The following is a 19,415-nucleotide window of genomic DNA, read 5'->3' as shown; positions in this document are numbered from 1 at the left end:
TAGTCTATCGCTTCTGCGCCTCGGCTTCCGACATCCGCGACAGGACGCCGTGGATCTGCGCGACGACGGCGGCGCCTTCCCCCACCGCGGCGGCGACCCGCTTGGTCGAGCCGGCCCGGACATCGCCGATGGCGAACAGGCCGGGGCAACTCGTCTCCAGCGGAAGGGGCCGGGCCCCATTGACCGGCGTAGCGTCACCGGTCAGAACGAACCCTTTCGCATCCAGGGCGACGCGCCCCTCCAGCCATGCGGTGTTCGGGTCCGCTCCGATGAACAGAAACAGATGGCGCGCGGCCAACTGGCGACCCACGCCGGTCGCCCGGTGCCGAAGCGTGACGGCGGAGAGCCCGGCCGAGGCATCGCCCTCCAGCTTGACGATTTCGCTGCCGGTATGCAGCTCCACATTCGGCAGGTCCATGATCCGGTCGATCAGATAGCGCGACATAGACGCTTCAAGCCCGCCGCCCCGTATGACGAGATGGAGCGTCTCGACGAATGGCGCGAGGAAGACCACCGCCTGCCCGGCGGAGTTTCCTCCCCCCATCAGGACAACCTCCTGCCCGCGGCACAGCTTCGCTTCGACGGGGGACGCCCAATAGGACACGCCCGCGCCCTTGAATACCTCCAGATCCGGAATGTCCGGCCGCCGGTATCGTGCCCCCGAGGCGATCACCACCGTCCGGGCCTGCATGACGGTCTCCTGTTCGCCGGTTCCGCCACCGACATGGATGCGGAACGGACCGCCTTCGGCAGGCTCGATCACGCCCACCTGAACCGGGATGGCGATCTCGGCGCCGAACTTCTGCGCCTGATTGAAGGCCCTGCCGGCAAGCGCCTGACCTGAGATGCCGGTCGGAAAGCCCAAATAGTTCTCGATGCGAGCGGAGGCTCCCGCCTGCCCACCGATGGCCCGGCCGTCGAGCACCAGGACGGACAAGCCCTCAGAAGCGGCATAGACCGCGCCGGCCAGTCCGGCGGGTCCCGCCCCGACCACGGCCACATCATACACCCGTTTTGGATCGAGGACCGGCGTCAGGCCCAGCGCGGCACCGGCCTGGGCATTGCTCGGCCGGCGCAGGATCATGCCATCGGGGCAGATCATCAGCGGCATGTCTTCGTCGGCGATCCCCGCCCGGTCCAGCAGGTCGCGCGCCTCGGCATCCTGCCCGGGATCGAGGACGGAGCAGGGATGCCCGTTGCGGAGCAGGAAGTTCTGAAGCTCGACCGTTTCGGGGGCGTCGTGACGCCCGACCAGCACCGAACCGGCATCGGCCGTCTCCAACAGACCGACCCGCCGCAGGATCAGGGCGCGCAGAACGATTTCGCCGATATCCGCCGACCCGACCAGCAGCGCACGCAGATGGGCGGTATCGCAGGGGAAGGCTTCGCACCCGTCCGGACCGGCCGTCCCCATGGCCAGCGACGGACGGCCGCCGAGCTGGCTGATTTCCCCGGTGAACTGGCCGGGTTCGATCGTCGCGATCACGCCCTGGTGCCCAAGCCCGTTGCGATGCATCACCTCGATGTCGCCCCGCAGGACGAACCATGCCGGCGGGTGGCGGTCGCCGACATTGAACACCGCTTCACCGGGGCTGAAGCGTCTCGGGCTGGAGCCGGCGAATCGGCGGACGGTTTCGAGCTGTCCGGCATTCAGCGTCGGCAGCATCTGGTGTTTGCGGGTATCGATCAGGCTCATGGCATCCTCGCGGCCGATCCGGAGACAGGCCGCACCGCGACAGCGCCACTGCGCCACAAAGCCGGCCATGGACAGACTCTATGGCGCGCCGAGCGTCCCGCATACTATACGGGGGTTTGGGTACAGCACGCCGAACCGCCATCTCGGCGGATGCCGCAGGATCATGGGCGCCTGGACTTTGCGCCAGCACGGTATGCGACATCGCATGCGCCCGCGTCAGTGCGTTCCCGGATTGGCCCGCGCCTTCGCCACCACGGTCGCAATGTCCGTCCAGGCCGGCTTGTCCGGAGCGAAGCGGCCGCGCAGATACGCCATCAGATCGGCAACCTGTTTGTCGGACAGGCTGTCGCGGAAGGCCGGCATATAGCCGAGGTCGCGGGTCGCCGGGTTCTGGATGCCGTGCAGAATGACGCGGGCCAGATTGTCGGGGCTGTCGCTGTGGACGTTGCTGTTCACCGCCATAGACGGGCTGACGCCGAACAGCGTCGGTCCGTTGCCGTCGCTGTGGCAGGCTTGGCAGGCACCATTGAAGATGCGCTCTCCATTCGCGGAACTCACGGGTGCCGGGGTGAGCGCCGGCGTTTCCACCGCATCGCCGCCCACATCGCTGCCGAGCGAGGCGAGATAGACCGCCATCGCCCGCACATCCGCTTCGGGGACGGTGGACAGCTCATGCACCACCGCGGCCATCGGGCCGGCGGCGACGCCGTGGCGCTGGGAGAAGCCGGTACGCAGGTAGGTGAACAGGTCATCCTCCGTCCAGGGCTTCGGCGCCTTGGACAGCGCGGTCAGGGCCGGCGCTTCCCAGCCATCGACGGTGCCGCCGGCCAGGAAGGCCTCGCCCAGCTTCTCCGCCCCCAAGGCATTGCGAGGGCTGTGGCAGGCGGCGCAGTGGCCGAGCCCGTTGACCAGATAGTTGCCGCGGTTCCATTCCGCAGTCTTCTGCGGGTCCGGCTTGTAGGTCTCGCGGTTGAGGAACAGGGTGTTCCACCCCGCCATCATCGGGCGCAGGTTGAAGGGGAAACGCATGGTGTTGGCCGGCGTCCCGCTGCGCACCGGCGGCTGCGTCATCATGTAGGCGTAGAGCGCCTGCATGTCGTCGTCGGTCATGTTGCGGAAGGCGGTGTAGGGGAAGGCCGGGTAGAGATGCCGGCCATCGCGGCTGATCCCCTCGCGCATCGCCCGGTCGAAGGCGGCGAAGGACCAGCGCCCGATGCCGCTGTCCGGATCCGGTGTGATGTTGGTGCTGTAGACGGTGCCGAACGGCGTCTCGAACGGCCGGCCGCCGGCATTGGTCGCACCATTCTCTACCGTGTGGCAGACCGCGCAGTCGCCGAGCGCCGCCAGCTGCCGCCCGCGTTCGATGGTGGCGGTCGACCACAGCCCGGCCGACGGCGGCGACACCGGGGCGATTTCGGCGCGGAAGGGCAGGGCGCTGCTCGCCATGCCGATCATCACCCCGCATAAACCGGTCAGCGATGCGCCGAGCCACGCCTTCCAGCCGCGCTTGCGCGGCTTCATCGCTTCCGGCGGGGAGGGCGGGACCGGTTCGGACGGGCCATTCAGCGCCTCGCGCACCCGCTCGGCCGTGATCGGCAACTCGCGGAAGCGGATGCCGGTGGCGTCGAAGATGGCGTTGGCGATGGCCGCCGCGCTGGGGACGGAGGCGGATTCGCCCGATCCCAGCGGCGGCTCGTTCTCGCGCGGCATCATCACCACGTCGATGTCCGGCACCTCCGGGAAGGTCATGATCGGGTAGCCGCCCCACTCCTTGGCGGCGACCACCGACTCCTCGAATTCCACCTGTTCCTTCAGCACGCGGCTGGTCGACTGGATGACGTTGCCGTGGATTTGGTGGCGCACGCCGTCGGGGTTGATCATCTGCCCGGCATCATGGCCGACCACCACGCGGGTCACCGCGATCTCGCCCGTCTTGCGGTCCACCGCCACGTCCGCCACCCAGGCGGCCCAGGCGGCGCCGAAGCCGGGGAACTTGCTGTGGATGTAGCGGGCATAGGCGAAGCCGCGGCCACGCAGAACATCGCCCTCGGGCGGGGTCTGCTGCGGTACCGTGCGAGGCTGCCAGCCGGCGCGGCCGGCGACGGCGCGGATCAGGTCGGCGGCGCGTTCGTCCTCGCGCAGGTGGCGCAGGCGGAATTCCACCGGATCGACCCCGGCGGCGAAGGCCAGCTCGTCGATGTAGCTGTCATGGGCAAAGCTGTTGGGCATCGCCGACACCCCGCGCATCCAGGAAGCGCGGACGATGGGGGCCATGTCGTTGATGACCACCCGCATGTTCTCGTAATCATAGGGCGGGATGGAGGTGCGGTCGCCCATCTCGAACACGGCGGCCACCGGATCGACACGCCCGGTCAGCAGCAGCGCCAGAGTCGGCGCGCCGTTCGATGGGTAGCTGGTGGCGAAATCGTAGGCGACGATGCCGCCGTCGGCGCTGATGCCGCCATCGATCTCCATCAATTGCGCGGTGCCCTTCGGCTCCCACAGATGCTCCTGCTCGCGGGTCAGCTGGACGCGCACCGGACGGTCGACCGCCTGCGACAGCAGAAGCGCATCCGCCGCCACGTCGTCGGCGCAGTTGCGGCCATAGCAGCCGGCCGCCTCCATCCGCACCACGTCGATCCGCTCCTCCGGCCATTCCAGCAGCCAGGCGAGGTCGGCGCGCAGCAGATGCGGGTTCTGGGTGCCGGACCAGACGGTGGCGCGGTCCGCATTGCAGTCAGCCACCGCGCAGGACGGACCAATGGAGCCGTGCATCTGGTAGGGCCAGACATAAGTGCGCGTCATCCGCTGGTCGGCGGTGGCGAGCGCGGCATCGACGTCGCCCTTGTCCAGCACCTTGCGCGGCGTGCTGGGATTCTCGCGCAGCGCCTGGGCGAGGTTCGACAGGTCAGGCAGCTTGCGGGTCCAGGGCCTCCAGGTGATCTTCAGTTCGCGCGCGGCCTTGATCGCTTGCTCCTCCCGCTCCGCCACCACGCCGACGAAGTCGCGCAGCACCACCACCTTGATGACGCCGGGGATGTGGGCGATGGAGCTTTCGTCAATGCTCTCCAGGCTGTTGCCGACGAACTCGCCGCTGTCGATGCCGGCATAGGGCGGGCGGACCACCCGGCCATGCAGCATCCCCGGCAGGCGCAGGTCGTGCACATACGAGAATTCGCCGGTCGCCTTGGCCGGGATGTCGACGCGCGGTGCGCCCTTGCCGACCAGCTTGTACTGCTCGCGTGCCTTCAGCGGGGCCTTGCCGCTGATGCGCAGTTCCACCCGCTCGCCCCGCACCAGCTCCCCGTAGGAGATGCGGCGGTTGCCGTCTCCTGCGATCACCACGCCCTCATCCACGCGCAATTCACCCACCGGCACGCCGAACAGGGCGGCGGCGCGCTCCAGCAGATAACGGCGCGCCTCCGCCGCGGCGTTGCGCAAGGGGACCGCCGAAATCTGGATGGTGGCACTGGCGATGGTGGCGCCCTGGTTGGGCGCACGGCCGGTGTCGCCCAGCACCATGCGCAGCTGATCCATCCGCAGATCCAGTTCTTCCGCGACGATCTGGGTCAGCGCCGTCTGGATGCCGGTGCCGAGATCGACATGGCCGTTGAAGGCGAAGACCTGCCCGTCGTCGCGCACCGCCAGGAACAGCGCCATTTCCGGCGGCTTCGACGTCGCGGTGCCACCCTTGGCGACCGGGCCGGAGGGCGGCTGGATCTCGTCAACGATCAGCAGGACGCCGGTCGCCGCCATCAGCTCCGCACGCGTCGGCGTCGGCTGGGACTGCAATTCGGGCGTTGGGTTGATCGTCATGATGTGCTCCGGGGGAGGAGAGAAGCCGCGCAGCCCGCATAACGGCGCGCAGGATTTCGACATGGGTGCCGCAGCGGCACAGGTTGCCGGACAGGGCGCGGCGCACCTCGTCCATCGTCGGGTTCCGGTTGCGGTCGAGCAGCGCCTTGGCGGTCATGATCATGCCGTTCATGCAATAGCCGCACTGGGCGGCCTGCTCGTCGATGAACGCCTGCTGGACCGGGTGCGGGGCGGTGCTGCTGCCCAGCCCCTCCAGTGTCACCACCTCGCGCCCCTCCGCCCCCGCCAGCGGGATGACGCAGGAGCGCGCGGCGACGCCGTCGAGGATGACGGTGCAGGCCCCGCATTCGCCGAGCCCGCAGCCGTATTTCGGCCCGTTCAGGGCCAGATCGTTGCGGAGGATGTAGAGCAGCGGCGTATCGGCCATCGCCGTCACCGAGACGGCGCGGCCATTCACCCGCAGCGCGATGGTCTTTTCCATAAAGCGTCCGTCCGGTACGATAGGTCCCGCATCCCCGCGGCATTCGCGAGGGGAATGGCCTGTCGGCCATCCTGCGGTGGGTTACTCCTCCCCGTCCTGCGTGATCATCTTCTGCAGGACATGGGTGACCGCCAGCCGTTCCGCCGGGTTCAGCTGTCCCATGGTCAACTCGCTGATCCGCTTGGCGCAGGGGACCATGTCCTCCAGCAGCTGCCGCCCCTCGTCTGTCAGGCAGTTGATGACCTTGCGCCGGTCCTGCGCGTCGGAGGTCTGGCTGATCAGCCCGCGCGCCTTCAGCCGGTCGACGATGCCGCGGATCGTCGCCTGATCGATGGCGGTGGACTTCACCAGCTCGATCAGCGAACTCGGCCCGTTGTCGCGGATGGCGCAGAGCGTGACGAACTGCACCGAGGTCAGCTGAGGGTCGCAGGCGTTGCGCTGGAAGATGGCGAGGTGCCGCTGATAGGCCCGCCGCAGCAGATGGCCGATCTGGTCGGAAAAGACGTAATCCGCCTCTCCGGGGCCAGCTTTGTGACCGTCTTCGGGCAGCAGGTCTTGGGACATCGGGGACAACATGCGGTGGACCGGGTGTGTGGCGAACGATAGCAGCGGCGGCGGGGGCAGGGAAGGGCGGCGGGCTTTCGGGCTCGCCCCGCCCTTCATGCCGCCGTTCAAGCCGGAGATCATGCCCTGGAGGCTTCCGGCGCCACCACGTCGCCGGCCAGCACCACCGGTTCGCCGTCCAGCAGGATGTCGCAGCCGCGCAAGGGGATGTCCATGTGGCAGGGGGTCTTGCGGCTGCCGCCGACCTCGGTGTTCGGGCCGGTGGAGAACAGGAAGTTGCCGTAGAAGGCCCGGGCGTCCATGCACATGCCGTCGTTCTTGTCGTGCAGGCCCATCGCCGTCCATTGCGCCCGCGGCTGCAGGCCCCAGCCGATGTGGGAGATGCCGTAGACCTCCGGATCCTTGAAATAGGCCATGTAGTCGCGCAGGTATTCCGCCTCGAACCCGCCATGGATGCGGCGGATGAAGCCTTCCTCGATCTCCAGCGTCACCTTCTCGCGCACATAGGTCTTGAAGGGCAGCAGGATGTCGCCGACGTCGAGCACCAGTGTGCCTTCCGCGCTGCCTTCGTCCGGCCAGGAGAACAGGAAGCCGCTCGGCCAATGGTCCCAGCGGCCGGGCTCGTCGGCGAAGCCGTATTCGGTCACCGTCGGATATTGGCCGAGAGTCGCGCGGAAATCGCTGCCGGCCTTGGAGGTCACGGCGATGGAGCGGGCGCGCTTCAGCCTTTCCGCCGCGGCGTTGACGCGAATCTTGTCCTCTTCCGTCGGCATGATGCGGGCCAGCACCTCCGGCGGTTCGACCGCCAGCAGGATGCGGGTGCCGGTCTTCAGGATCTGCTCCTGCTCCGGCGAATGCAGAAGCATCATGGTGTCGACGATCAGGTCGGCCGCCTCCAGCGCGCGCTGGGCGGCGAGGTTGCCGGTCAGCGGCGTGTCGCCGCAATAGGCGGTCATGTCCATGCCCATGGCGCGCGGGTGGTTGAAGGCCGGCAGTTCGACCCCGTACACGTTCGCCCCCAGGCGCTGGGCCGCGTCCATCGCGGCACGCACGATGCGCGGGTTGGAATAGTCGCTCTTAAGCACAGCGACGCTTTGGGTCTTGTCCACCTTGGACAGGGTCAGAACCCGTTCGAACATCTGCGTCAGTTCGCGATCGCTCACCGGCATGTCATCTCTCCCAACCTTGGTGGCCGCAGCCGCTGAAAACGCGATCCGGGCCGTGTTTCCGGGTGGACATCCGCTGTCATCGCAGCGGGCTGACCAGGATATATAGAGCGTATAAGCTTAATTCGACCATGAACAGTGTGGGGGTAAGCCCTTCGCTGTTGCTGTGTCGATATGAGTGCTAAATAGGCAACCGTGACTTAAAATGAGGCTAAGCAAGGCTAAATCGTGGTCACTCCGCGCCGCAAACGGCCCTGACGGCCCGGCAAAGCCTGAGTAGCGTTGTATGACGAATTGTGTTGCGTGGCAAGTTGAAACAGCGTACACACTTCATATCGAGTTCAATGCAACGGTCGACGGCCGGAGCCGGGGCGAGAAGCCCCCGGACACTCCTCCCGCACCCTTGCATCCGGTCGCGAGCCCTTCGGCGGCGCCGACCGAACACCCCCACGTCAGCAAAGGGCCATACCCATGGGAAAGACTCAGAGAATCGCCATTGTCGGAGCCGGCCTGGGCGGAGCCGCCGCCGCCGGGCTTCTGCAGCAGGCCGGGTTCCAGGTGGATGTCTACGAACAGGCACCTGAATTCTCCCGGCTGGGCGCGGGGATTCATGTCGGTCCCAACGTGATGAAGGTGTTCCGCCGGCTCGGCATCGAAAAGCCGCTGGAGGCGATGGGCTCCAAGCCGGACTTCTGGTTCAGCCGCGACGGCTTCACCGGCGATTACCTGTCGCGCATCCCGCTGGGTGATTTCGCCAAGCGCGAATACGGCGCCGCCTACGTCACCGTCCACCGCGGCGACATGCATCTGCTGCAGATGGACACGCTTGCCCCCGGCTCCGTCCATTTCGACAAGCGGCTGGAGACGATCACCGACAGCGGCGACGACGTGCATCTGACCTTCGCCGACGGGACCGAGGCGTGTGCCGACATCGTCATCGGTGCCGACGGCATCAACTCCCGCATCCGCGAGGCCCTGCTGGGCGTCGAAGCGCCGAACTACAGCGGCTGGGTCGCGCACCGCGCGCTGATCCGCGGCGACCAGCTGGCCAAATACGACCTGACCTTCGAGGATTGCATCAAGTGGTGGACCGAGGACCGTCACATGATGGTCTATTTCACCACCGGGAAGCGCGACGAATACTACTACGTCACCGGCGTGCCGCACCCGGCCTGGGACTTCCAGGAGGCCTTCGTCGACAGCAGCCGCGAGGAGATGTTCGAGGCCTTCCAGGGCTATCACCCGACCGTCCAGGCGCTGATCGAGTGCACGGAAGAGGTCACCAAATGGCCGCTGCGCAACCGCAACCCGCTGCCGCTGTGGAGCCGCGGCCGGCTGGTCCTGCTGGGCGATGCCTGCCACCCGATGAAGCCGCACATGGCCCAGGGCGCCGGCATGGCGATCGAGGACGCGGCGATGCTGACGCGCTGCCTGAGCGAGACCGGCCTGACCGACTACCGCACCGCCTTCGCGCTGTACGAGGCCAACCGCAAGGACCGCGCAACGCGGGTGCAGGCGGTGTCCAACGCCAACACCTTCCTGCGCACGCAGGAGGATCCCGCCTGGGTCTTCGGCTACGACGTCTATGAGCAGCCGCTGCGCGAAGGCATCACGGCATGACCGCCTCGACCTTCCTCTACGGCGCCAATGTCCAGGCCAACGGCATCCGCCAGCATTACCTGCGTTACGGCGGCGAGCGACATGCCGGCCGCCCGGCCATCGTGCTGATCCCGGGCATCACCAGCCCGGCCGTCACCTGGGGTTTCGTCGCCGAGCGCTTCGGGCAGCAGTTCGACACCTATGTGCTGGACGTGCGCGGGCGCGGTCTGTCGGAAAGCGGGCCGCATCTGGATTACGGCATCGATGCCTGCGCCGACGACGTGAACGCCTTCGTCGCTGCGCTGGGCCTGACCGATTACGTCCTTGTCGGCCATTCCATGGGCGCCCGCTTCGCCATCCGCGCTTCGGTGCGCAGCGATGCGAAGGGGCTGCGCCAACTGGTGCTGATCGATCCGCCGGTCTCCGGCCCCGGCCGCCGGCCCTATCCCAGCGGCCTGCCCTGGTACGTCGATTCGATCCGCCAGTCTTTGAAGGGCATGGATGCCGACGCCATGCGCGCCTTCTGCCCGACCTGGACGGAGGATCAGCTTCGTCTGCGCGCGGAATGGCTGCACACCTGCTACGAGCCGGCCATCGTCCGGACCTATGAGGGCTTCCACCAGGACGACATCCATGCCGACCTGCCGAAGCTGCCGGTCCCGTCCCTGCTGATCGTCGCCGGCCGCGGCGGCGTGATCCAGCCGGAGGACGAGGAGGAGATCGCCCGCCTCCAGCCCGCCATCCGCATCGCCCGCGTCCCCAATGCCGGGCACATGATCCCCTGGGATGACCTCGACGGCTTCCTCGCCGCCTTCGGCGACAGCCTCGGCACCCAAATCCCCGGCCCGCTCGCCTGATTGATAGGAACCACCCGCATGTCTTCGCTGTACCGCATCGGCCAGATCGTCCCCAGCTCCAACGTCACCATGGAAACGGAAATTCCGGCCATGCTGACCGCGCGTCAGGCGATCCGCCCGGAACGCTTCACCTTCCATTCCGCCCGCATGCGGATGAAGACGGTCAGGAAGGAAGAACTGGCGGCGATGGACGCCGAATCCGACCGCTGCGCCGTCGAGCTGTCGGACGCCCGTGTCGATGTGCTGGGCTATGCCTGCCTCGTCGCCATCATGTCGATGGGTCTCGGCTACCACCGCGATTCCGAGGCGCGGCTTGCCCGCAAGACGCTGGAGAACAACGCGCCGGCCCCGGTGGTCACCAGCGCCGGCGCCCTGGTCGACGGGCTGAAGGTGATGGGCGCCAAGCGCATCGCCATCGTCGCCCCCTACATGCGCCCGCTGACCGAACTGGTGGTGGATTACATCCGCGCCGAAGGCTTCGAGGTGCAGGACTGGCGCGCGCTGGAGATCCCCGACAACCTCGACGTCGCCCGCCACGACCCCAACAACCTGCCGGACATCGTGCGCGGCATGAACCTGGATGGCGTGGACGTGGTCGTCCTGTCCGCCTGCGTGCAGATGCCGTCGCTGCCGGTGGTGCCGCGGGTGGAGGCGGAAACCGGCAAGCCGGTGCTGACCGCCGCCATCGCCACGACCTACGCCATGCTGAAGGCGCTGAAGCTGGAGCCGGTCGTGCCCGGCGCCGGCGCCCTGCTGTCCGGTGCTTACTGAGGAGTGAGGCGCATGACCGACGGGCAGAGCGCATCCGACAATTACAAGGGCGTCTGGGGCAACCGGATCGGCTTCGGCGAGCGGCCGGCCCTGCTGGTGATCGACTTCATGCAGGGCTACACCACCGAAGGCGCGCCGCTCTACGCCCCCGGCGTGGTGAGCGCGGTGGCGGAGACGGTGGAATTGCTGGACGCCGCCCGCCGCACCGGCATTCCGGTCGTCCACACCAACATCCGCTACCATCCCGGCCATTTCGCCGATGGCGGCATGTGGGTGCGCAAGGCCCCGGTGATGAAGGACATGGTGGAGGGCAACCCGCTCGCCGCCTTCTGCCCGGAGGTCATGCCGAGGCCCGACGAGGTGGTGATCTCCAAGCAGTATGCCAGCTCCTTCTTCGGCACCAGCCTCGCGCCGATGCTTCACGCGATGGGGGTGGACACGGTGGTGCTGACCGGCTGCTCCACCAGCGGCTGCATCCGCGCCACCGCCGTCGATGCGGTCCAGCACGGCTTCCGCACCATCGTGGTGCGCGAGTGCGTCGGCGACCGCCACGACGGTCCTCATGAGGCCAACCTGTTCGACATCGACAGCAAATACGGCGATGTGGTGAACAAGCAGGAGGCGCTTGCACAGTTCAATCGATGAAGGGCGGGGATATCCCCTCTCCCCCCGGGGAGAGGGTTAGGGTGAGGGGGTCGCACCGCGTGACTTCCCGAAAATCCATGCCATGCATCCCCCTCACCCCGACCCTCTCCCCGCTTTCGGCGGACCAAAGGTCCGCCTGTCGCGTCAGCGCAAACGAAGTTTGCGCGTGAGCGGGGGGAGGGGGGGATGAGCAGTTCAGGACCAATAAAAAACAAAACTGGGGCCAACACCCGGCGCCGCACCCGAGACAGGCGGCGCCGGCATGAAAAAACAGGACGGGTTCACAACGCGATCAGCGTAAGGAGACAGACGACATGTCCTATGCCCAGACGACAACAGCGAATGCCGCACCCAATGCAGCTTTGGGCGCGGCGCAGTCCGTCGATGCGGACCAACTCTACAAGAAGATCACCTGGCGCCTCATTCCCTTCCTCTGCTTCTGCTATCTGGCGGCCTATCTCGACCGCATCAACATAGGCTTCGCCAAGCTGCAGATGATGGGCGACCTGCAGTTCAGCGAGGCCGCCTATGGTCTGGGCGCCGGCCTGTTCTTCGTCGGCTACATCCTGTTCGAGGTGCCGAGCAATCTCGTGCTGACCAAGGTCGGCGCGCGGCTGTGGATCGCCCGCATCATGATCACCTGGGGCCTGCTGTCGGCCGCGACCATGCTGGTCACCACGCCGACGCAGTTCTACATCGTCCGTTTCCTTCTGGGCGCCGCCGAGGCCGGCTTCCTGCCCGGCGTGCTTTATTACCTGACGCTATGGTTCCCGACTTACCGCCGCGGCCGCATCATGGCGCTGTTCGTCATCGGCCTGCCGCTGTCCAGCGTGATCGGCGGCCCGCTGTCGGGCTGGATCATGAGCCATTTTGACAATGTCCAGGGCCTGCGCGGCTGGCAGTGGCTGTTCCTGCTGGAAGCGCTGCCCAGCGTGCTCCTGGGCTTCCTGACCTTCGTGGCGCTGCCCAACTCCTACAAGGATGCCAAGTGGCTGTCCGGGGATGAGAAGGCCCGGCTGGCCGCCGACCTGCACGGCGACGATGCCGATGCCAAGCATGCCGGTCACAGCTTCAAGGAAGGGCTGCTGAACCTGAAGGTCTGGATGCTGGGCGGCATCGACTTCGCCATTCTGCTGACCGCCTACGCCATCGGCTTCTGGCTGCCCACCTTCATCCGCAAGACCGGCGTGATCGATCCGTTCCACATCGGCCTGCTGACGATGATCCCCAACATCGTCGCGGTGGTCGGCATCCTGCTGATCGGCGCCAGTTCCGACCGGATGCGCGAGCGCCGCTGGCACATCATCATCCCCTTCCTGGCCGCCTCGGCCGCCATGGCGACCAGCACCTTCTTCGCCGACAACCTCGTCGCCACCGTGGCGCTGTTCACCGTCGCGTCGGTCGGCGTTCTGGGGCCGCTTCCCGCCTATTTCAGCCTGCCGGCCACCTTCCTGAAGGGCACTGCGGCGGCCACCGGCTTCGCCATGGCGATCTCGCTCGCCAGCATCGCCGGTCTGGTCAGCAACTCGCTGATCGGCATCGTCATCGACCTGACCGGCAGCAGCAGCGCCGCCTTGTGGTTCTTCTCCGGCTGCCTCCTGCTCGGCGCCCTGCTGGTCTACGCCCTCCCGCCCAAGGTGGTGAATCGCTGACCGGTTTTGTGCAGCGTGTAAACCATCTGTGAAAGATCACGCGATATGAGTGTGTAAGCGGTCCGGCCGGTGCTGCCCCTGCGGGTGCGGCGCCGGTTCGGCCGTTCCGGCGGGTCCGGCCACGGCGCGGCCGAGACCCATGCCGCAAAAAGCCAGTCGCCGGGGACAACAGAGACATGATTTCCGCATTGCGTGGCATCCGGGGGCGCCTGCTGCTGCTGCCCCTGATCACCGTCCTGGCGCTGGTCGGCGCCGGGGCCATGACCGCAAGGTCGCTCGGCACCGTGATGATGGAGGAGCGCCAAGCCCGCGCCCGCGTCGCGGTTGAGATGGTCACCTCCATCATCGAGCGGTTCGAACAGCGGGCCGCGTCCGGCGAGCTGCCGGTCGCCGACGCGCAGAAGCTGGCGCTCGACATCGCGCGGTCGGCCCGCTACGACGGTACGGAATATGCGCTGATCCTCGACCGCAAGGGCAACATCCTGGCCCACCTGAACCCGCAGGTCGAAGGCAAGGCCATGTGGGACAGCACCGACAAGACCGGCCGGCTGTTCGTGCGCGACGAGATCGCGGCGGCCGAATCCGGCGGCGGCTATTCCTCCTTCTTCTTTCCCAAGCCGGGATCGAGCGATCCAGTGGAGAAGTCGGCCTATTCCAAGCTGACCAAGGGCTGGGGCTGGGTCGTCAGCTCCGGCGTCTATCTCGACACCGTGGCCGCTGCGCGCCTGCAGACCATGCTGAACATCGCCGCCGTGATCGCAACGTTGGCCGCGATCAGTCTCGGCCTCGCCGTCTGGATCGGCCGGCGCATCACCACGCCCATCCTGCAGCTGACCAAGGCCACCAACCGCATTTCCACCGGCGATCTGTCGGTCGCCATCGGCCACCAGGACCGTGGGGACGAGGTCGGCACGCTCGCCCGCGCGCTGGAGGAGTTCAAGCGCAACGGCCTGGAGGTGCGCCGCCTGCAGGCCGAGGCCGAGGCACAGAAGGAGCGCACCGACGCCGAACGCCGCGCCGCCCTGCTCGACATGGCCGCCCGGTTCGAGGCGCGCGTGATGGGCGTGGTGGGCGCCGTCGCCGCGGCGTCCCATCAGATGGAAAGCACCGCCACCGGCATGGCCGGTGCCGCCGAGCGGTCGGGCACCCAGGCGCATGCGGTGTCGCAGGCCTCCGAGCAGGCCAGCAGCAACGTCAACACCGTCGCCGCCGCGACGGAGGAGCTGTTCGCCTCCATCGCCGAGATCGGCCGTCAGGTGACGATGTCCACCTCCGTCGCCGGCCGCGCGGTGGACGAGGCGGCGAAGATCGACGGCATGATCCAGAGCCTGGCTTCGGCCGCCCAGGAGATCGGGCAGGTGGTGGAACTGATCAACGCCATCGCCGGCCAGACCAACCTGCTGGCGCTGAACGCCACCATCGAAGCGGCGCGCGCAGGCGAGCACGGCAAGGGCTTCGCCGTCGTGGCGAGCGAGGTGAAGGCGCTGGCCAACCAGACCGCCCGCGCCACCGACGACATCCAGGCCAAGGTGCTGGAAATCCAGCAGTTCACCGGCAGCACGGTGACGGCGGTGCAGGGCATCGGCGCCACCATCACCTCGGTCAGCGACATCGCAACAGCCATCGCCTCGGCGGTGGAACAGCAGAGCGCCGCCACCAAGGACATCGGCGCCAACATCCAGCAGGCCGCCCGCCATACGGCGGAGGTCAACAGCAACATCGCCGGCGTCGCCCAGACCGTCGGGCAGACCGGCGCAGCCGCGTCGGGCGTGCTGGAAGCCGCCAGTGGTCTGGTGCGCGAGACCGTCAAGCTGCGCAGCGAGGTCGAGGACTTCCTCTCCACCGTCCGCGCCGCTTGAGCATGGGGTGTGCCGTCACGGTGCCTGGATCGTCCGGAAGGCGAGGGGCACCGCGACGCGCATCGCCTCGATGAAGCGTCGGAGGCGGATCGGCTGGTGCCGGGCCGGCGGATAGACCAGATGCACCGGCAGCGCCGCCGCCCGCCAGTCCGGCGCCAAATGGACCAGCCGGCCGGCCGTCAGATCCTCCACCAGCGCCCATTGCGATCCGATGGCCGCTCCCAGCCCGCGAAGCGCCGCGTTACGGATCGCCTGCAACCCGTCGGTGGACAGGCGTGGGCGGATCGGGAAGGTCACCGCTTCGCCGCTTTCGGCATGGGTCAGCGTGACCTCGTCGCGATAAAAGGTGCGCAGTGCCAGCCAGGGCAAATCCGCCAGTTCCGACGCATGAACAGGAACCGGCCGGCCGTCGAGCAGGGCAGGGGAGGCGACGGCGATCCGCGGCACCTCCGCCAACCGCAGCGCGATGACGGACGGATCGCCGACCTCGCCGACACGGATGGCGCAGTCGATGCCTTCGCCGATGAAATCCGGCATGCGGTCGTGCAGCAGCCATTCCACCGTCATCCGCGGGTAGCGTTGCAGATAGTCGGCCACCGGCCCGATCAGCTGTTGCTGTCCGAACGCATGCGGCGCCACCACCCGCAGATGGCCGGACGGCTGGTCGTCCGCCCCCCGCACGTCGCTTTCCAGCATCTGCCAGCCGGCGAGCAGGTCCTTTGCCCGCTCGTAACAGCGCGCTCCGTCGTCGGTCAGCGCCATCCGGTGGGTGGAGCGCTGCAGCAGCCGGACGCCCAGCATCCGCTCCAGCTGTTGCAGGCGGCGGCTGACCGTCGGCTGGGTGCTGCCGAGCTGTGCCGCCGCAGCCGACAGGCTGCCCGCCTCCACGATGCGGACGAAGGTTTCCAGCAGGGCGATGCGGTCGCTGCCGGCCAACGGAAGGTCTGTGTTCATACGCTCAACGTATAGCAAATCTACACCTGATCCGGCTACCGTCCCAGTTATCCCGCGGCCATAGTCCCTCTCGTTCAGTTTCTTGAGAGGGTCTCACGATGACGACCATTCAAACCGTGCATAGCACCGCAGCCACGATGCCGGCGTCCTCCGATGCCGGGCTGAGCCGGCCGCTGGTATTCCTGCTGGCCGCCGGTGCCGGGCTGAGCCGGCCGCTGGTATTCCTGCTGGCCGCCGGTGCCGGTCTGGCGGCGGCATCGCTCTATTACAGCCAGCCCATGCTGGGCATCCTCGGACCCGACATCCAGGCCGATGGCAGGTCGGTCGGCTGGGTGCCGACGCTGACCCAACTCGGCTATGCCGCCGGCATCCTGTTGCTGGCGCCGCTGGGCGACCGTTTCGACCGGCGCCGGATCATCCTGGCCAAGGCGGCGGTGCTGGTCGCGGCATTGCTGGCGGCGGGCTTCGCACCGTCCATCGCCGGCCTTCTGGCGGCGAGCCTGGTCCTCGGCCTGTCGGCGACGCTGGCGCAGGACATCGTGCCCGCCGCCGCGACGCTGGCCCCGGCGGAACATCGCGGCCGGGTGGTCGGCACGGTGATGACCGGCCTTCTGTTGGGCATCCTGCTGTCGCGGGTGGTCAGCGGCCTGATCGCCGAGCATTTCGGCTGGCGCGCCGTGTTCGTGGCGGCGGCCGGCAGCATTGCGCTGCTGGGTGTGGCGCTGTGGCGCGGCCTGCCGCGCTTCGCACCGACGACCAGCCTTGGATACGGGGAACTGCTGGCATCGTTGACCGTCCTGTGGGGCCGTCATCGGGCGTTGCGCCGTGCAGCAATCGCCCAAGCTCTGCTGTCGGTGGGCTTCAGCGCCTTTTGGTCGACGCTGGCGGTCATGCTGCATGGTGCGCCGTTCCATCTGGGCGCCGCCGCGGCGGGCGCCTTCGGTCTGGCCGGTGCGGCGGGAGCGCTGGTGGCGCCGGTCGCCGGTCGGATCGCCGATAGCCGCGGGCCGGAACTGATGACCCGGCTGGGTGCCGGTCTGGCCGCGCTGTCCTTTGCCGCCATGTTCCTGTCGCCGCTGGTCCCGGAGGGTGGCCGCCTGTGGCTGCTGGTTGCGAGCGCCGTCGGCTTCGACCTTGGCGTCCAGGCGTCGCTGATAGCCCATCAGACCATCGTCTACGGCATCGACCCGGCCGCCCGCAGCCGCCTGAACGCGGTGCTGATGGTGGGCATGTTCATCGGCATGGCGGCCGGCGCGACGCTGGGCAGCCAAGCGCTGGCATACTGGGGCTGGAACGGCGTCATCGCGGTGGCGACCATCGCGTCCATCGGCGCACTGATCCTCCGGCTCTTCACCCGGCCGGAGCGGTAACCCGGCCCCGTCACCAAGGTTCAGGCGTGACGGCTCTCAAGCCCCGGGATCATGCGGCGTTGCATGATCCCGGGGCATTTCATTGTTCAAAGCTCCCTTGCTTCCCGGCTCAGGCGATCGGTGCCGGTCGCCTTGATGGCGATGAGCTGGTCGATGTTCTCCAGGAAGATCCGCAGGATGGGGGAGGGGTTGTCCGCCCGATACCCCGCAGCGATCTCGATCACCGGCGCGTTGCCCGCGAGCGGCCGGCTCACCAGCGACCGCGGCAGCAGGGTCTCGACATAGGCGGGCAGCAGCGTGATGCCGCCGGTAGATGCCACGAGCGAGATTCCCGTGGCAATGCCGTCAAGCTTATGGGCCGGCGACACCACGACGCCGCGGTCCCGCAGATAGCGTTCCACGATGCCGCGCAGCACATGCGGTGTGTCGGTGTAGCCGATGAAAGACGCCGGATCGATGTCGCGCACGTCGATCGCGGAGCAGGCGGCCAGCGGATGATCCCTCGGCAGGATGACCACAATCGCCTCGTGCGCGATGACCTTGTAGGACACATCCGGCTGCGGTTCGAGCCGGCAGAAGCCGAGATCGATCTCCCCCCGCTGGATGGCTTCGCCGATATCGGGCGAGAAGTCGCTCGACACCCGGAAATCGATATCCTTCAGGTGGCCGCGGAGCATCTGGGTGACGTGCGACAGCCACTCCACCTCCTGGCCGGTCAGAAAGCCGACCGAGAAGCTGGGCTTGGGCTGCCGGACGGCCCGCCGTACCGCGGCAACGGCATCGGCCGCCGCCTGCAACGACAGCCGGGCGTGCTCCAGGAAGGCGCGACCGGCCGGCGTGAGTTCGACGCCGCGGGAACTCCGCAGGAAAAGCTGGGCACCGACCTCCAACTCAAGATCGCGCAACTGGCGGCTCAGCGACGGCTGCGCGGTGTGCAGGCGCCGTTCGGCGGCGACCGTGAGGCTGCCCTCCTCGGCCACGGCGACGAAGTACCGGAGATGACGGAGTTCCATCGGATGCCATGCCTCTGAGGTATGGACGCTACATATACGAAGTCGTTCTCACGCGGAAAGCCGGCCGTTATCAAGGCGCTGCAGACACGAACTCTTTGCCGCCTGGGCATGTGATCCTCACCTACCGCAGCCAGGCTGCGGAGGCACAGGCCGTCGTGTCCGAAATCCAGGCGCTTGGCCGTCGGGCAGCCGCGCTGCAACTCGACACCGCCGATATTTCCGGCTTCCCCGCCTTCGTAGAGCGTGTCCGCTCTACCCTTGGAACCTGGGACCGCGACCGCTTCGACCATCTGGTCAACAACGCCGGCCACGGGGAAATGGCCGGTTTCGCCGAAACGACCGAAGCGCAGTTCGACCTGATCTTCAACGTCCATGTGAAGGGCGTCTTCTTCCTGACCCAGGCCTTGTTGCCGCTGCTGGCTGACGGCGGCCGGATCGTGAATTTCTCCTCGGGCCTGACCCGTGTGTCCTTTCCCGGATTCTCGGCCTATTCGGCGGCCAAGGGTGCAGTGGAAATCCTCACCCACTATCTGGCGAAGGAACTCGGCGCCCGCGGCATCACCGCAAATGCGATCGCGCCCGGAGCCATCGAGACCGACTTCCTCGGCGGCGCGGTGCGCGACACTCCGGCCTACAACGAGGCCTTCGCCACCATGACGGCGCTTGGCCGCGTCGGTGTGCCGGACGACATCGGCCCGGCCGTGGCGAGCCTGCTCGGTCCCGACAACCGCTGGGTCACTGCCCAGCGCATCGAGGTCTCGGGCGGCCAGAACATCTGAGCCAGGGGCAGAGAACAGCTTTTTCCATAATTTCCCTTATGCGCCTTTTCTATGTAGGCGCAAAGCTAAAATGTCAGTCCAGCGCAACATAGAAGTGTCAGTCTTCCATCCCGTTTTCGACGGCTGGGAGGCTGGCGATGGGCTGGATCACGATGAGCGAACGAGACTTGCAACGGGTCGAGGTTCTCGGCGA

General features: G+C 67.5%; 15 protein-coding genes. 8 read left to right on the top strand and 7 right to left on the bottom strand.

All coding sequences use genetic code 11. The annotated features are described in order from the left end of the window. Window positions 1–4: 4 nt before the first annotated feature. From VD964_RS19805 to VD964_RS19785, 5 genes are all read right to left on the bottom strand, one after another. The gene (locus VD964_RS19805; RefSeq protein WP_324870224.1) at window positions 5–1,696 is read right to left on the bottom strand and encodes an FAD-dependent oxidoreductase; all 1,692 of its coding nucleotides are present in this window, start codon (window positions 1,694–1,696) and stop codon (window positions 5–7) included. Window positions 1,697–1,912: 216 nt separating this feature from the next. Continuing rightward, a complete protein-coding gene (locus VD964_RS19800; RefSeq protein WP_324870223.1) occupies window positions 1,913–5,512 on the bottom strand; it encodes a molybdopterin cofactor-binding domain-containing protein in 3,600 nt (1,199 codons plus the stop codon). Then, window positions 5,421–5,993, bottom strand: coding sequence for a (2Fe-2S)-binding protein (locus VD964_RS19795; protein ID WP_414637215.1), 573 nt, complete (start codon window positions 5,991–5,993; stop codon window positions 5,421–5,423). Before VD964_RS19795 ends, VD964_RS19800 begins: the two co-directional genes overlap by 92 nt. An 81-nt stretch (window positions 5,994–6,074) precedes the next feature. Next, window positions 6,075–6,557 carry a MarR family winged helix-turn-helix transcriptional regulator gene (locus VD964_RS19790; RefSeq protein WP_324870222.1) on the bottom strand — a complete coding sequence of 161 codons (483 nt, stop codon included), beginning with the start codon at window positions 6,555–6,557 and terminating at the stop codon, window positions 6,075–6,077. Between the two features lie 119 nt (window positions 6,558–6,676). Next, window positions 6,677–7,726 carry a 2,5-dihydroxypyridine 5,6-dioxygenase gene (locus tag VD964_RS19785; RefSeq protein WP_149224250.1) on the bottom strand — a complete coding sequence of 350 codons (1,050 nt, stop codon included), beginning with the start codon at window positions 7,724–7,726 and terminating at the stop codon, window positions 6,677–6,679. Between the two features lie 468 nt (window positions 7,727–8,194). Between VD964_RS19785 and VD964_RS19780 the strand changes: the two genes are divergently transcribed. From VD964_RS19780 to VD964_RS19755, 6 genes are all read left to right on the top strand, one after another. Beyond that, on the top strand, window positions 8,195–9,343 hold the full coding sequence (locus VD964_RS19780; RefSeq protein WP_324870221.1) for an FAD-dependent monooxygenase: 1,149 nt from the start codon (window positions 8,195–8,197) through the stop codon (window positions 9,341–9,343). Further along, window positions 9,340–10,179: an alpha/beta hydrolase gene (locus VD964_RS19775; RefSeq protein ID WP_324870220.1), complete on the top strand. Its 840-nt coding sequence runs from the start codon at window positions 9,340–9,342 to the stop codon at window positions 10,177–10,179. Before VD964_RS19780 ends, VD964_RS19775 begins: the two co-directional genes overlap by 4 nt. Before the next feature lie 69 nt (window positions 10,180–10,248). Continuing rightward, window positions 10,249–10,950 carry an Asp/Glu racemase gene (locus tag VD964_RS19770; RefSeq protein WP_324870292.1) on the top strand — a complete coding sequence of 234 codons (702 nt, stop codon included), beginning with the start codon at window positions 10,249–10,251 and terminating at the stop codon, window positions 10,948–10,950. Window positions 10,951–10,962: 12 nt separating this feature from the next. After that, complete coding sequence (locus VD964_RS19765) at window positions 10,963–11,595, top strand: N-carbamoylsarcosine amidohydrolase (protein ID WP_324870219.1); 633 nt, start codon at window positions 10,963–10,965, stop codon at window positions 11,593–11,595. Window positions 11,596–11,909: 314 nt separating this feature from the next. Then, entirely contained in the window at window positions 11,910–13,247 is a 1,338-nt protein-coding gene (locus tag VD964_RS19760) for an MFS transporter (RefSeq protein ID WP_324870218.1), read from the top strand. 176 nt (window positions 13,248–13,423) lie between these two features. Next, window positions 13,424–15,106 carry a methyl-accepting chemotaxis protein gene (locus VD964_RS19755; RefSeq protein ID WP_324870217.1) on the top strand — a complete coding sequence of 561 codons (1,683 nt, stop codon included), beginning with the start codon at window positions 13,424–13,426 and terminating at the stop codon, window positions 15,104–15,106. Between the two features lie 15 nt (window positions 15,107–15,121). Here VD964_RS19755 and VD964_RS19750 read toward each other — a convergent pair whose 3' ends face one another. Then, window positions 15,122–16,060, bottom strand: coding sequence for a LysR family transcriptional regulator (locus VD964_RS19750; protein WP_324870216.1), 939 nt, complete (start codon window positions 16,058–16,060; stop codon window positions 15,122–15,124). Window positions 16,061–16,158: 98 nt separating this feature from the next. Here VD964_RS19750 and VD964_RS19745 point away from each other — a divergent pair, with 98 nt between their 5' ends. Next, complete coding sequence (locus VD964_RS19745; RefSeq protein WP_324870215.1) at window positions 16,159–17,430, top strand: MFS transporter; 1,272 nt, start codon at window positions 16,159–16,161, stop codon at window positions 17,428–17,430. A gap of 86 nt (window positions 17,431–17,516) precedes the next feature. On the opposite strand, the gene VD964_RS19740 is transcribed toward VD964_RS19745, so the two are convergent. Beyond that, entirely contained in the window at window positions 17,517–18,443 is a 927-nt protein-coding gene (locus VD964_RS19740; protein WP_324870214.1) for a LysR substrate-binding domain-containing protein, read from the bottom strand. 95 nt (window positions 18,444–18,538) lie between these two features. Between VD964_RS19740 and VD964_RS19735 the strand changes: the two genes are divergently transcribed. Further along, window positions 18,539–19,222: an SDR family NAD(P)-dependent oxidoreductase gene (locus tag VD964_RS19735; RefSeq protein WP_324870213.1), complete on the top strand. Its 684-nt coding sequence runs from the start codon at window positions 18,539–18,541 to the stop codon at window positions 19,220–19,222. The last annotated feature ends 193 nt before the right edge of the window (window positions 19,223–19,415 follow it).

This window comes from Azospirillum sp. (assembly GCF_035628975.1).
Taxonomy (GTDB): domain Bacteria; phylum Pseudomonadota; class Alphaproteobacteria; order Azospirillales; family Azospirillaceae; genus Azospirillum.
This window is presented reverse-complemented; position numbering and strand designations above follow the sequence as displayed.